This is a genomic window from Mycobacterium sp. E136 (assembly GCF_001666865.1).
Classification (GTDB): domain Bacteria; phylum Actinomycetota; class Actinomycetes; order Mycobacteriales; family Mycobacteriaceae; genus Mycobacterium.
The window spans coordinates 1-569 of the sequence record NZ_LZJE01000330.1 but is presented as its reverse complement, the minus strand read 5'-3'; the positions used below and the strand labels follow the sequence as shown (position 1 = coordinate 569).

The following is a 569-nucleotide window of genomic DNA, read 5'->3' as shown; positions in this document are numbered from 1 at the left end:
TCGATCTGCTTCCGCGACGGCGATGAGGTCGAGTTCGGCAGCCGCAACGAACGCCCGCTGACCCGCTACTTCCCCGAACTGGTCGAGGCCGCGAGGACGGAGCTACCCGGACGCTGCGTCATCGACGGCGAGATCGTCGTCGCCGCCGGCCATGGCCTCGACTTCGAGGCCCTGCAACAACGCATCCACCCCGCCGACTCGCGGGTCCGGATGCTGGCCGAGAAGACACCCGCGGCCTTCATCGCGTTCGATCTGCTCGCGCGAGACGACATCGATTACACCCAAAGGCCTTTCGAGGAACGCCGCAACGCACTCGTCGACGCGCTTTCGGGCGCGGGCACGAAATTCCAGGTCACCCCGGTGACGACCGACCTCGCGACGGCACACCGGTGGTTCGACGAGTTCGAGGGCGCGGGCCTCGACGGCGTGATCGCAAAACCTTTGGACCTGACCTATCAGCCGGACAGGCGCGTGATGTTCAAGATCAAGCACGCCCGCGACGCCGACTGCGTGGCGATGGGTTATCGCATCCACAAGAGCGGCGAAGGCATCGGGTCGATCCTGCTCGG

At 66.1% G+C, this 569-nt stretch carries 1 protein-coding gene; it reads left to right on the top strand.

The genetic code is table 11. The features are described 5' to 3' along the window. A partial coding sequence (locus tag A5698_RS21870) for an ATP-dependent DNA ligase (RefSeq protein WP_156670850.1) occupies positions 1 to 569 on the top strand: 569 nt, incomplete at both ends.